Source organism: Salibacterium qingdaonense (genome assembly GCF_900114715.1).
GTDB lineage: Bacteria > Bacillota > Bacilli > Bacillales > Marinococcaceae > Salibacterium > Salibacterium qingdaonense.
Genome location: NZ_FOTY01000004.1, coordinates 185989 through 199444 on the forward strand (window position 1 = coordinate 185989; position 13456 = coordinate 199444).

11 protein-coding genes are annotated in these 13456 nt (G+C 47.6%); 1 reads left to right on the forward strand and 10 read right to left on the reverse strand.

Features of this window, described 5'->3' with window-relative positions; genetic code table 11:
- The first annotated feature begins 99 nt into the window (after positions 1-99).
- On the forward strand, positions 100-1095 hold the full coding sequence (locus BM058_RS05610) for a tyrosine-type recombinase/integrase (protein ID WP_177195445.1): 996 nt from the start codon (positions 100-102) through the stop codon (positions 1093-1095).
- Positions 1096-1180: 85 nt separating this feature from the next.
- Here BM058_RS05610 and hfq read toward each other — a convergent pair whose 3' ends face one another.
- The 10 genes from hfq to BM058_RS05660 all read right to left on the reverse strand — a co-directional run bounded on the left by hfq (position 1181) and on the right by BM058_RS05660 (position 13441).
- A complete protein-coding gene (hfq, locus tag BM058_RS05615; RefSeq protein ID WP_090926044.1) occupies positions 1181-1435 on the reverse strand; it encodes an RNA chaperone Hfq in 255 nt (84 codons plus the stop codon).
- A 31-nt stretch (positions 1436-1466) separates the two neighbouring features.
- Positions 1467-2414, reverse strand: coding sequence for a tRNA (adenosine(37)-N6)-dimethylallyltransferase MiaA (gene miaA / locus BM058_RS05620; protein WP_090926045.1), 948 nt, complete (start codon positions 2412-2414; stop codon positions 1467-1469).
- Between the two features lie 377 nt (positions 2415-2791).
- Positions 2792-4669, reverse strand: coding sequence for a DNA mismatch repair endonuclease MutL (mutL, locus tag BM058_RS05625; protein WP_090926046.1), 1878 nt, complete (start codon positions 4667-4669; stop codon positions 2792-2794).
- A gap of 12 nt (positions 4670-4681) precedes the next feature.
- Positions 4682-7297, reverse strand: a complete 2616-nt coding sequence (mutS, locus tag BM058_RS05630; protein ID WP_090926047.1) for a DNA mismatch repair protein MutS — start codon at positions 7295-7297, stop codon at positions 4682-4684.
- 102 nt (positions 7298-7399) lie between these two features.
- A complete protein-coding gene (gene cotE / locus BM058_RS05635) occupies positions 7400-7966 on the reverse strand; it encodes an outer spore coat protein CotE (RefSeq protein ID WP_090926048.1) in 567 nt (188 codons plus the stop codon).
- 284 nt (positions 7967-8250) lie between these two features.
- On the reverse strand, positions 8251-8682 hold the full coding sequence (locus tag BM058_RS05640; protein WP_090926049.1) for a RicAFT regulatory complex protein RicA family protein: 432 nt from the start codon (positions 8680-8682) through the stop codon (positions 8251-8253).
- A complete protein-coding gene (gene miaB, locus BM058_RS05645; protein ID WP_090926050.1) occupies positions 8682-10301 on the reverse strand; it encodes a tRNA (N6-isopentenyl adenosine(37)-C2)-methylthiotransferase MiaB in 1620 nt (539 codons plus the stop codon). The genes BM058_RS05640 and miaB overlap by 1 nt, the downstream gene beginning before the upstream one ends.
- A 139-nt stretch (positions 10302-10440) precedes the next feature.
- Positions 10441-12117, reverse strand: coding sequence for an ABC-ATPase domain-containing protein (locus BM058_RS05650; RefSeq protein WP_090926107.1), 1677 nt, complete (start codon positions 12115-12117; stop codon positions 10441-10443).
- Positions 12118-12281: 164 nt separating this feature from the next.
- Positions 12282-12542, reverse strand: coding sequence for a stage V sporulation protein S (locus tag BM058_RS05655; protein ID WP_090926051.1), 261 nt, complete (start codon positions 12540-12542; stop codon positions 12282-12284).
- A 104-nt stretch (positions 12543-12646) separates the two neighbouring features.
- Entirely contained in the window at positions 12647-13441 is a 795-nt protein-coding gene (locus BM058_RS05660; protein WP_090926052.1) for a TIGR00282 family metallophosphoesterase, read from the reverse strand.
- Positions 13442-13456 lie beyond the last annotated feature (15 nt).

Consider the following 13456-nt stretch of genomic DNA (forward strand, 5'->3'; position numbering starts at 1 on the left):
CCTGTGGGCGTCTACCTATACTATACGTTTATCCATAGTGATTGGTGAATCAGGAGTCTGATATAATGGATACACGACCTTATGGAAAGGAAGAAAAGAATGACGGAAAACATGTATGCTCTCCCTTCACCGGCGCAGGAGTTTCTTGAATATCTGAAAACCAGAGGGAGAAAAGACAGCACGATCACCCGTTACCATTATGATCTTGCCGATTTTTTCCGATTTGTTGAAGTGTCTGCCGGTGCGGATCGCTTATCTGCTCTGGACGAAGCAACAACGCACCGGATTGAAGAGTATTTCGCGTTTCTCGTTCAGAGCAGGGACTACCAACAGCGCACGATAAAACGAATTCACACCGTGCTGAAACAGCACTTCGAATATCTTCACAGCACAGGCAGACGAAAAGACAACCCAATGAAAGCGTTCGATCCGGCGGAGTTAACCGGGGATGAGTTCACCTCCGATGATCTTATCCATCCTTCAGAAGAAAAAAAATTAATGAAAACCCTGCAGTCCGATGCAGGACTGAGTGAAAAGCAAGCAGCGGCACGTCCGCTGCTTGCTCCGAGAAATCTGGTTATTATCCGCTGGTTTCTCCGTTACGGCCTTCGTCTGCAGGAACTGGCTTCTCTTTGTCTCAAAGACATGAACCAGGGACAGGGGCAGCTTTTCATTCCGGAATCCACCGGTAACCCCCGCGTGGTTTCTTTATCCAAAAAAGATCAGTCTTTATTGTATCATTATTTTCAGGTTATTCCGAAACCAGTCCGTCCATTTCTTGAGGATCATCCGGTTTTTGCCGCCTTTGATTTCCAGCGTCGGACGTACCGGTGGAGTTATGAAGAAGACCGCCCCAAGCAGTTAACCGAAGTGGCTATTCAGAAAATGATACGCATGGAAAGGAAAAGGGCCGGCATTGAGCGTTCCATTTCATCGAAGCACCTCCGCAACACGTTTATTGTGCGTGCACTGGAATCAGGTCTAAGCCCTGAGTACATTCAGGAGACGCTCGGCCTGAACACGATCCTGACATTAACAAAGTACATAGACTATGCCGCCCGGAACAACAGTACTTCCAAGAACAGCAGTTTCTGAAAAAGCGCTGCTGCTTCGCTTTCACATAAGTCTGTGTTATGTACACGCATCGAAAAAGCTTCCAGGCAACCCTGGAAGCTTTTGTTTATTTTTCGGTGCCGGAGTCTGTGGATTCCGCTTCTACCTGCAGCGACACCTGACGCTGGGGTGCAAAGGTAGATATCGCGTGCTTATAAATAAGCTGCTGTTTGCCGTCGCTGTCCAGTACGACGGTGAAATTATCAAAAGCTTTAACATGCCCCCGCAGTTGAAAACCATTCAGAAGAAAAACAGTGACAGGTATTTTCTCTCTGCGCAGCGTGTTAAGGAATTGATCCTGAATATTAACCGGCTGTTTCATGACATAACGTCCTCCTCATCATACTCTGCCTCTATTCATACCTATTCGACGGCGGATCATATTCTCCTTCTATCAACTGAATCATTTTCTCGATTTTTTCTTCATGAAGGCGGTCTGTCATGTCGAACCAGTTCACATCTTCTTTATTGCGAAACCATGTTAACTGCCGTTTGGCATACTGTCTGGAATGCTGTTTCAGTGTCTCCACTGCTTCAGTGAATGAACAACGCCCTTCAAAGTATGGAAAGAATTCTTTATATCCGATGGCCTGGGCCGCCTGAGCATGATGCGGATACTCATCATACAGCCATTTTGCTTCGTCAATAAGCCCCTCATGAATCATCTGTTCCACTCTCGCATTGATGCGTTGGTACAATACACTTCGTTCCATCGTCAAACCGATCATGAGGTGGTGATACGGGGTAGCGGATTCTGATTCGAAAGACCGCGCCGCCTGTCCCCCGATATGTTGGATTTCCAACGCTCGAATCGTTTTTTTTATATTATTTGGATGAATACGGCCTGCACTTTCTTCGTCGATTCTCCGCAGTTTGTCATGAAGCGCGCGGGCGCCGTACTGCCGGGCAAACTCTTCCATTTCCCGGCGGAATTCCGGATCGCAGGGCGTATCGTGAAAATCGAATCCACGGATAACAGAGCGGATATAAAGTCCGGTGCCGCCCGCAATAATGGGTAGTTTCCCCCGTGCATTAATACTTCGGATGCGCTCGGCTGCTTTCTGTTGAAAGGCAGCCGCAGAATATGTATCATCCGGAAAACGTTCATCGATAAAGTAATGAGGGATGCCGCGCCGCTCGTCTTTGGGTACTTTTGCCGTGCCGATATCAAGACCTTTGTAAATCTGCATGGAGTCTCCACTCAGAATTTCCCCATCAAAATACGAAGCAAGCCGGATCGCGGTTTCTGATTTACCGACGGCTGTAGGCCCGGCGATAACGACGACTCTGTCTTTTGTCATGACAACTCTCCTTTTACAAACACTGTATACAAAACCCGGGGACCCAGGCCCACTCTGCTGCCGCAGTAAACCTGCTTTCTACTGGATTCAAGGAGCTCCTCACTCGCGCCTTCGTCAAAATAAAAATCCCTTTTTATAAAAAGGGATCTCCCGGAGGTATAAGAGCAGGGTTTAGTGATCGGATTGAGACTGCTTCATAAAATAAACAGCCATGATGGAGCTGATAAAGATAGCGAGTCCCGAAACACTGAGTATAGCAATCAAATCAAAAGCAGTCATGATCCACTTCTCCTTCATAAACCATTTTCAGGCATTATAACATATGATATACCCAGAGCATCCCCCGAAAATGTGACGAAGATGCAAACATTTTCACACTACATAACCCGCTTAAACATTTTTTCCATATCATAACCGGAAAAATGAATAAAAACAGGTCTCCCGTGAGGACAGGTGAACGGTGTCTCACAATGACGCAGGTCGTTTAGGAGCGACTGTATTTCATCACCACGGAGATGACGGTTCGCCTTAATTGCCCCTTTGCAGGACATCAATATGGCCGCTTCTTCGAGCAGCGCAGAAACGCGGATCTTCTTGTCTTCAAACAGCTGCTGAATCAATTCCCGGATCGTATTTTCTTCCTCTCCTTCGGGAAACCAGGCTGGGTGAGAAGAAACACGGTACGTCCGGAACCCGAATGGTTCAAGATACACACCTGCCTGCTTTAACTCTTCTTCATAGGAAGCGATGATGCGTTCTTCTTCCGAAGAGAGTTCCAGAGTGATTGGGATCATGAGCTCCTGAATATGGCGGTTGGTTTCTGTGATTTTGTCCCGGAAGTATTCATAATAAATTCGTTCCTGGGCAGCATGCTGATCAATAATATAAAGTCCGGTATCATTCTGGGCAAGAATGTACGTCCCGTGAAGCTGCCCGATAGGTTCAAGTTCGGGAACGCGGCCGGCATCGGGGTTCTCAGCTTCTGTTTTCCCGGATTCCGCTGCAGGGCGGACAGCGTATTGTGTATCGATGGTTTCTTCTGTCCGGGCAGCAGGGTCCGGTTCCAAAGCATAAGCCGGCGCACTGGACTCCATCGCTTCTTCCGGAGCGGGCTGCATCGCCTCCTGCGGCTGTGTGCTGGAGGCCGGAGAAGAGACGGTTTTCTGACGACGGGAATGCTCTGCTCCACGGGATGGTGTATCCCATTCGAGCGGCATCTGTTCCGACTTCGGATTTTTTGCCCGCGATGTTTCCACTTCCGGAATAAATGTCTGCTTTTGCAGCGTCTCTTTTAAAGCTTGTTCAATAAGTGAGAGCAGTTCCTGTTCCTTGCTGATTTTCACTTCCAGTTTTGCCGGATGGACATTGACGTCAATCAGCACCGGGTCCATCTCGATATGAAGAACAATCATCGGATGACGGCCGATTGGCAGCAGCGTATGATAAGCTTTTTCCACAGCTTTTACAATGGGGAAGTGTCTGACGTAACGTCCGTTAATAAAAATGGAGATGTACTGCCGCGATGCCCGGTTCACTTCCGGTTCAGCCGCCAGTCCCTGAATCCTGTAATCCATGGAAGATGCTTGCACCGGTAGAAATCCTGCGGCGGTGCGGCGGCCGTATATCGCCGCAAGAACAGCTTTCATATCTCCGTTTCCATTTGTGAAAAGGAGCTGTCGTCCATTGTGGGACAACGTGATGGCAACAGACGGATTTGCAAGCGCCAGACGGTTCACCACATCCGTAATATTACCGGTTTCGGTATGGATGGTTTTCATATATTTCAGACGAGCCGGTGTATTGAAAAACAAGTCCCGTACCGTAATGTCTGTTCCTTTCCGGGATTTTGCAGCAGAAAGGGCTATCCGCTTTCCCCCTTGATAACGGATGAGTGTTCCTTCTCCTTCCCCGGTTCCGGTCGTCAAGTCAAGATTGGACACCGCAGCAATACTGGGCAGTGCCTCGCCGCGGAAACCAAGGCTCGCAATCTGAAACAAATCCCGCTCTGATGTGATTTTGCTCGTGGCGTGCCGGAGAAACGCCAGCTCCGCATTATCCCGCGTCATACCGCTGCCGTTGTCCACCACCCGTATTTTAGACAGACCACCTTCTTCAATGTCAATATCGACCCGGGTACTGCCGGCATCTACAGCATTTTCCACCAGTTCTTTTACAATCGAGGCGGGGCGTTCCACCACTTCTCCGGCTGCGATTTTATTGGATAATTCGTCGGTCAGTTTTTTTACCTCTGCCATAACCGCCCCTCCTTATTCTTTCAATTTCTGCTGATACTCATACAATAATTCGAGTGCCTGAATCGGCGACATATGAAGTACATCCGCCTTTTTCAGGTCCTCCACAACAGGATGCGTTCTGCTCGTATGTTTTTGTTTTGTTCCGCTGGGAGATTCGGGTTCGAACAATGCGAGTTGTTCCCCGTCCCCGGGGTCAGTATCAGACGATGGATCGTCTGTCTGCACAGGAGCTTCCTCAATCCGCTCTTTTAAAATCGCAGCATCATTTCCTTCAAATTGATGAAGAAGCGTTTCCGCGCGGTCCAGCACTCCTTCGGGCAGTTCCGCGAGTTTGGCAACATAAATGCCGTAACTCCGGTCCGCTCTTCCCTGCTCCACCTTATGAAGAAACACAATATTTCCTTCTTCTTCCACAGCACGGACATGGACATTGAACAGTTTCGACATCGTGTCTTCGAGTGTCGTCAGTTCATGATAGTGGGTGGAGAACAATGTTTTGGCACCAACGCGCTCATGGATATATTCCACGATCGACTGCGCCAGCGCCATCCCATCGTAAGTCGACGTTCCGCGGCCGATCTCATCAAGAAGAATGAGACTGTCCGGGGTCGCCATCGAAAGCGCCTGCTTCGTTTCCAGCATTTCAACCATGAACGTGCTCTGCCCGGACGTTAAATCATCCGATGCTCCGATACGCGTGAAAATCTGGTCAAATACCGGGAGTTCAGCCTTTTCTGCGGGAACAAAGCATCCGGCCTGGGCCATGATGGAAATCAGCGCGGTCTGGCGCATGTACGTGCTTTTACCGGCCATGTTCGGGCCTGTAATCAGCAGTATCTCCCGCTGATCATTTAATTCCATGTCGTTGGCGACGTATTCTCCCTGGTCCAGCATCTGTTCAATCACCGGATGCCTCCCGTCGGTAATAGAGAGCCGGCGGCTGCTGGAGAATTCCGGGCGCACGTACTGCATCCGTTCACTCTGTACAGCAAATCCCTGCAGTACGTCCATTTCACTGATAATCCGTGCCGTCTGCTGAAGCGGCTGAAGGTATTCTTTAACCCGATCTCTGATTTCAAGAAACAGCTGGTATTCCAGTTCCGTGCTGTGCTGCTCTGCACCAAGAATCATCTCTTCTTTTTCTTTCAGTTCCGGGGTAATATAACGTTCGGCGTTCGTTAACGTCTGTTTCCGCTCATATCTGCCTTCCGGAAGATAGGGGATGTTCGGTCTGGTAACTTCAATATAATACCCGAACACCTTGTTAAATCCGACTTTCAACGATTTAATTCCAGTTGCGTCCCGTTCTTCTTTTTCGAGTCTGGATATCCAGTCTTTTCCGTTTCGGCTTGCTTCTTTATATTCATCCAGTTTATCATGCCAGCCTTCTTTAATAAGGCCCCCGTCCGTAATGGAAACCGGCGGATCCTCTTCCAGACTTTTCTCTAACATGCTGCGCAGACTACTGAAATCTCCTGCGCGTTCGGTCCATTCTTTCATTGTTTCATTTTCCAGCGAGTCAAGCAGGGAAAAAAGGTCAGGCAGCTCCTGAAGCGAACGCCGGAGCTGCACCATTTCCCTGGCATTCACATTGCCGTAGGCGGTTTTGCCGGCCAGCCGTTCAAGATCATATACGTAGCGGAGTCTGTCTCTTAGTTCCTCTCTTTCAAAATAATGCGCGAGAAACGACTCTACCACCGAGTGCCGTTTTTTCATATCGCCTGCATTCAAAAGGGGCTGCTCCACCCATTTTCTAACGAGACGACCGCCCATCGCTGTAACGGTCTGATCCATGAGCCAAAGCAGTGACCCTTTTTTATTGTGATCCATCAGGGTTTCTGTCAGCTCCAGGTTCCGGCGCGCATGAATATCAAGCTGCATGCTGTCTTTCGGGCGGTACAAAAGCATCGTCTGAAGGTGGGATAACGACCGTTTCTGAGTCCGCATAAAGTAATTCGTCAGGAGCGCGAACGCCGTCTCCACTTTTAATCCTGTATTTCCCGGAAGAAGGGTTTGAAATTCCTGCTGAAGCTCTGTGTTTTCTTCTGTGGAACAGACAATCGATGCGGGAAGAATGTTTCCGGCGTCAAAAAAAGAAGGAACAATCAGCTCCTTTATTCCGGTCCGCGTTATTTCGCGCTGCCACTGACGGGTATCTTTATCCAGGACCGCCCCTTCTATTTCTCCTGTTGTTAAGTCTGCTTTTACAAATGAAGCAGTTCCGTCCTCACAGGGATAGAGAGCGGCGGTGAAATTATTTTCATTCTCTCTGACAGCCCTTCCTTCCATGACAGTCCCCGGTGTTACCACCTGTACAACTTCGCGGCGGACGACACCCTTTGCAGTTTTTGGATCTTCCACCTGCTCGCAGATGGCAATCTTATATCCTTTTTCGATGAGAGTGGAAATGTACTGCTCAGCCGAGTGATACGGCACCCCGCACATTGGAATGTGCTGCTCGTTACTGCTTCCCCGACGGGTCAGCGTAATTTCAAGTTCCCGGGCAGCCTGCACGGCGTCATCGAAAAAAAGCTCGTAAAAGTCACCAAGCCGGTAAAATAAAAATGTATCCCCGTATTGCGATTTTATATCTTTATATTGTTTCATCATGGGTGTTTCTTCGGCCACGTCTATTCCTCCACTGCTGATTGATGTATATTCTTATTATATCATACGGGTTTTGATGAAAGGAAAAAGCCCGGTTTATTTTAACCGGGCTTTTTCCTTTCATTATTGATCCTTGTCTTCAAGAAAATCCGTATCAATAGACTTCAGTTCTTCTTCTGATACCTGCTCTTCCCATTTCACGTTTTTATAATCATCATCTTCGGCATCGGGATGTATCTGAATACATACTTTCGTTTCTCCTATAAGTTCCGCGGAAAATTCTTTTTCCACTTCCACTTCTACATCTTTTCCTTTCTCCCCGATTGCCGCTTCAATCGTATTGGGCTGCTTTAACGCCCTGGCGATAACATCCACTTCATCCGTGATGAGCTCCTTCTGCTTCATCTTCAGCGGTATCAACTCGGTATAGGTGACATTCCCGGTTGTCACATCCGTTTTCGTATTGTCTTCATAGGAATACCACACGTTGACATCATAACGGCCGTTTACCTCGATGGAATCTCCTCTTCTGTCCGCATCGTACTCATGATTTATGATCCAGCAGCCCAGGATGCTGGAAGGTTTTTGAGGGGGTTTTACAACATGAGTATCCCTGCAGTGTTTTTTTCCTTTACCACACACAGCCTTTGTGACGATTTCCCGGTATCTCGCTTCGTTTTCCGTCGGCATCGATGACCCTCCCTTTTCTACATAGAAGTGCCATGAAGACACTCCGTGTCATTCTTGTTTAACTATATGCAGGTCCACCGCCTAAGTTGACCACTTTATTTTATGAATTATTTTTAGTCTGAAATGAAAAATATTATGGTACGTGAAATTTTATATGAGGGTACCAGCAATGACGCTTTATACAGCATTAAAAAATCCGGACGATGCTGCCGATTGCAGGAACATCGTCCGGATTAACGCCGATCCGGTATTTTATTTCCCCGGCTTTTTCAGCCAAAACCCGGTTACTGCTGTTTCAAATCAAGGAACGGGGATCCGCCGGTCGTTCCTTTTAATTTGTCTCCACCGGTGGATTCAATAATCTCATCGGTTACTTTGTTGGAGATTGTCGTCGAGACTAATTGCAGGAGCTCGTTCACATCTTTTTGGCTCTGCTGAAACTCTTGCACAATCGGGATGTTTTCAATCTCTTCATTTAGTGCAGCGAGTTCTTCTTCCGCCTGCTTCAATGCCTCTTTTTTCTCGTAATGCTGCAGGTTGACGGCCTGCTTCTGTTTGTTTTTTATTTTCTGGATCAGTTCCTGCACCCTTACGTTGCGGTTAATCTGGGCTTCGGCACGTTTGAAAAAGTCCACTTCTTCTGTTTCAGAAATAAGCGTTCCAAGTTCGCGGGCCTTGTTCAATACTTCCTGTTTTGAATAGACAGATTCACTCATTACTTATTCACCTCTGCAGTTTCCACCATTTCGCCGTTAAGCGACCAGGTTTTTGCTTCTTGAATGCGGGCATATACGATCTCTCCGATAACCGATGCCGGTCCACGGAAATTCACCAGTTTATTTGTCCTGGTACGGCCGGATAATACCTCTGCATCTTTCTTGCTTTCCCCTTCTACAAGTACTTCTACAACCTTGCCTTCAAGTTCTTTGTTGCGGCGTGCCGAGATATCATTTACGACTTTATTCAGTCTCGCGAGACGATCTTTTTTCACATCTTGCGGCACGTTGTCCTCAAACTGGGCGGCCGGCGTTTTATCGCGCGGGGAGTAGATATAGGTAAAGGCACTGTCGTAATCCATTTCTTTCATTAAAGAAAGGGTCTCTTGAAACTGTTCTTCCGTTTCATTTGGAAAGCCGACGATAATATCTGTTGTAAATGAAGCGTGCGGAATCGCTTCTTTAATTTTACGGGCAAGTTCAATATATTCTTCCCTCGTATACTTACGCCCCATTAATTTCAGAACCTCACTGTTTCCGGACTGCACCGGAAGATGAATGTGTTCCACGAGGTTTCCGCCTTTGGCAAGCACCTGCACGAGGTCATCGTCAAAGTCACGCGGATGGCTCGTCGTAAAACGAACACGCGGAATATCAATCAAGCGCAGTTCATCCATCAATTCGGCAAGCCCGTAATCTTCGTTCAGATCTTTCCCGTACGCATTCACGTTTTGACCAAGAAGCGTAATTTCTTTATACCCTTGTCTGGCGATATCCCGGACTTCGGCGATGATATCTTCAGGACGCCGGCTTCTTTCTTTTCCACGTGTATACGGTACGATACAGTACGTACAGAATTTGTCACAGCCGTACATGATATTGACCCATGCCTGCGTTTTTCCTGCCCGTTTGCGCGGCATGTTTTCTACAACATCGCCTTCTTTGGACCACACTTCGATAACCATTTCCTTGCCTTGAATGGCATCCCACAAAAGTTCCGGCATGCGGTGAATGTTATGGGTGCCGAAAATAAGGTCGATATGCTGGTGCTTCTGCATAATCCGGTTGACGACCGATTCTTCCTGCGACATACAGCCGCATACGCCCAGAACCAGTTCCGGTTTTTCTTTTTTCAGGTTTTTCAGGTTGCCGATTTCACCAAACACCTTATTTTCCGCGTTTTCTCGAATGGCACAGGTGTTCAGAAAAATGACATCGGCTTCCTGTGGATCCTCGGTTGCGCTGAATCCCATTTCTTCCAGAATACCTGCCATGTTTTCTGTATCATGAACGTTCATCTGGCATCCGTACGTACGAATTAAATACTGTTTGCCGGTTCCAATATGCTGCATATGTTCCGGAATAGAAAAGTCATAATGCACTTCCACTTCTTCACGGCCTCGTTTGCGTCCTTTTTTATAATCAGGCTGCTCATTGATTAAAATGCTGCGGCCGCCGATTTTCATGTACTGTCTGCCGTCTTCTTCTTCCATTTCCGCGCCGGAAAAATCAAAGTACTTACTGAAATCTTTATGTGCCAGCCGATCTGTGCCGCTGCTGGATTTTAGGTCCGAGGGCGCATTATCGGCAGATGTTCTACGGTTCTCATCGTCGTTCATAGGAAAGTCACCGTTCCTTTCAATCTTTCATGATGTCCTGCCAAGCGGTCGGTACAGACAGTCATGTTTCCCCTGAAATTATACCTTCTAACCCGCTGGAAAACAATAGTGCGCTGCAGCAGCAGCGCACGTTTTAGTATTATTTCACTTTTACGGGACGGTAGCGGTTGATGGCTGCGGCGAGCTCGAATCGGCGCGGCCTGGCCAGGTCTCCAGGGTGCTGCCCCTGAAACGGCGATACGGCATCCAGACCTTGTTCTTTCAGCTCCCGTTCGATAAATGACAAAATGTCCTCCAGAACTGCTTCTTTTCCAAGTTCTTGCACAGCGTGGCGGATCATTTCGGCGATGGCGTTGGTCTGGCTTGAATCAATGAGCTGTTCCACGCCGGATACATCAATATTATCTTTGCCGTACATGATTGTGTAGAGGCCTTTTCCGCCCACTTTCTCTTTTTTCCCTTTCTGGGCCTGAAAGCTTGTAAGCTGTATCGTCCGCGGTGTAATGTCTCCAAAAGTGGTTCCCGCTTCTTTCCTGCGGTCCGAACCGATGCGTCCCGCAATATCTTTTGCTTCCTGCGTTACATCTTTTGGAAGGTATTCCTCCATCATGACAACGCGGTCGGCTACATCGAAATAATCACCCGCTCCGCCGACAACAAGAATCGTGGATACCCCGTGTTCTTCATGAAGAGCTCTCACTTTATCAATAAACGGTGTGATTGGCTCTTTTTCCTTAGCTACCAGTTCCTGCATGCAGCCGTCCCGAATCATGAAATTGGTTGCGCTCGTGTCTTCATCCATTAACAGGCATTGTGTCCCGGCTTCCAAGCTTTCCATAATGCCGGCAGCCTGGGACGTGCTTCCACTTGCATTGTCGGTCGAAAATGAGCGGGTATCTTTTTCATTTGGGAGGTTGGATATAAACGGAGATATGTTGACACCGGACACGCTTCGGCCGTCCTCTGCCCTGACTTTACAAGATGAATCATTGGTGAGAACAAACTCTCTTCCATCTTCAAGGCGGTGGTTATACACTCCTCGTTCCACCGCCTCAAGCAGTGTACTCTTGCCATGATAGCCACCGCCGACGATGATATTTATGCCTTCTTTCAGTGCCATCCCCTTGATGGTCCCGCGATGCGGAAGATCAATTTCCACTTCGAGCGATTCCGGCGAATGAAAAGGAACAACCCCGCTGTCACGCAGAGGTTTGTTGCTGATTCCACTTTGTCTTGGCAGAATGGAACCATTGGCAACAAACGTGATATATCCATTTTCATTCAGATAACGGCGAACCGCCTGCTGGTCGTCGGCAAGTTCCAGGTGCTGCTGCAGCTCTTCTTTCTGAAATTGGGTTACCGCTTTATCGATAATCTCAGGCAGGTCTTTTGTCAATCGCTGCTGCGCCTGTTTTCCAAGAATCGTCCGACCTTTGGCGGGCAGATGGAGAGAAAGACGGATACTCAGCTCCTTCTCACTGAGCGCCACAGCTGTGCGGTCCATCACTTCCTGGCCGGGACCATCAATGACAATCGCTTTCTTTTGTTCATCCTTGTTCAACTGCTGCTGCACTTTGCGGGCAAAGAAATCGACTGCTGCTGTCTCTCGTGCTTCTGTCTCATCACACTCCGTACCAAGTCCAAGACTGCTTCTTTTCATGACAACTCTAATGCGGGAGGGGCTGGCAAATGGGTCGGCCTGTACATGGTCCACCCATAGGGTAAAAGCTCCAAATGAATACGAACCTTTTATATCGTTATAGGCTTTATATCCTTTGTTATCAATTCGTTGTAAAATCTGCGTCAATTGCTGCATCGTAAGGTATACTCCCTTCATTCTTTTCTTTTTGTATATTTCCGTGAGCCTTCCTGATAAAACGTTGAAAAAACAGGATGCTGACTTTTTAGTGAAAAAAAGCAGCAGGTACACAAAAAAACCGGTTCCAGGCCGAAGCGGAACCGGAAAGCCTCGGCTTACAATCACCTTGGCTCTATAATTAATTTAATAGCCGTTCGTTCTTCGCCGTCGATCTGAATGTCAGTAAAGGCAGGAATACAAATCAGGTCGATACCGCTTGGAGCCACAAATCCCCGTGCGATAGCTACCGCTTTAATGGACTGATTAAGGGCACCCGCTCCGATAGCCTGGATTTCGGCAGCACCTCTTTCCCGGATAACGTTTGCTAATGCGCCGGCAACGGAATTTGGAGTGGATTTTGCTGAAACTTTTAATACTTCCATTTGTAGTACCTCCTTATGTGGTATAATGCCCCTCTTCCTTTTATATTCCTGTTAAAGCCGCCGTATTCCTGCCGTATACGTTTCTTTATTTTTTTTCAGGCGAATCATTCATAATAAGGGTTATCCTCACTGATCTGAATGCGTTCCACTTTTTTAGTTCTGCTTGTTTTGTCATCTATATGAAACAGTACTCCATTTAATTGTTCCCGGCCGCCGGCTACTTCAAACCTTACCGGCAGATTCGTTAAAAATTTATGAATAATATCTTCCTTTTCCATCCCCAAAATACCGTCCATGGGTCCTGTCATACCGGCATCGCTGATATAACCTGTACCTTCCGGAAGAATCCGGTTATCCGCTGTCTGTACGTGGGTATGAGTGCCGGTCACCGCTGTCACCCGCCCGTCGAGAAACCAGCCCATCGCCTGCTTTTCACTGGTTGTTTCCGCATGGAAATCGACGAAAATATAAGGTGTCCGTTTCCGGATCTTTTCAACAATCTCATCTGCCTTCTTAAACGGACAATCGTTGGGCTGCATAAAGGTTCGTCCGATAAGATTGACAATACCGATTTCCAAATCATTCACTTTCAGGAGAAGATACCCGTTCCCTGGATTACTTTCTGGATAATTAGCGGGCCGTATCATGGAAGATGCACTGTCGATAAACTCAAAAATTTCTTTGTTGTCCCATGTGTGATTGCCAAGTGTAACAGCCTGGGCTCCCTGTTCAAGAAACCCTTTATATATTTTCTCGGTAATTCCTTTTCCGGCCGCCGCATTTTCTCCGTTAATTACTGTTACGGTTGGTTTGTATTTTTGTTTCAGTTTCGGCAGGTACTCCTGAACCATGCTGCGTCCCGGTCTACCGACAACATCTCCAATAAATAATAGTTTCATCCAATTACCCTTTCT

Excerpts from the sequence above, each read along its gene's own strand:
- hfq (WP_090926044.1), bottom strand. The coding sequence starts at position 1,435 with ATGAAACAGCCGGTTAATATTCAGGATCAATTCCTTAACACGCTGCGC.
- BM058_RS05610 (WP_177195445.1), top strand. The coding sequence starts at position 100 with ATGACGGAAAACATGTATGCTCTCCCTTCACCGGCGCAGGAGTTTCTT.
- BM058_RS05640 (WP_090926049.1), bottom strand. The coding sequence starts at position 8,682 with ATGAGTGAATCTGTCTATTCAAAACAGGAAGTATTGAACAAGGCCCGC.
- cotE (WP_090926048.1), bottom strand. The coding sequence starts at position 7,966 with ATGCCGACGGAAAACGAAGCGAGATACCGGGAAATCGTCACAAAGGCT.
- miaB (WP_090926050.1), bottom strand. The coding sequence starts at position 10,301 with ATGAACGACGATGAGAACCGTAGAACATCTGCCGATAATGCGCCCTCG.
- mutL (WP_090926046.1), bottom strand. The coding sequence starts at position 4,669 with ATGGCAGAGGTAAAAAAACTGACCGACGAATTATCCAATAAAATCGCA.
- BM058_RS05650 (WP_090926107.1), bottom strand. The coding sequence starts at position 12,117 with ATGCAGCAATTGACGCAGATTTTACAACGAATTGATAACAAAGGATAT.
- BM058_RS05660 (WP_090926052.1), bottom strand. The coding sequence starts at position 13,441 with ATGAAACTATTATTTATTGGAGATGTTGTCGGTAGACCGGGACGCAGC.
- BM058_RS05655 (WP_090926051.1), bottom strand. The coding sequence starts at position 12,542 with ATGGAAGTATTAAAAGTTTCAGCAAAATCCACTCCAAATTCCGTTGCC.
- miaA (WP_090926045.1), bottom strand. The coding sequence starts at position 2,414 with ATGACAAAAGACAGAGTCGTCGTTATCGCCGGGCCTACAGCCGTCGGT.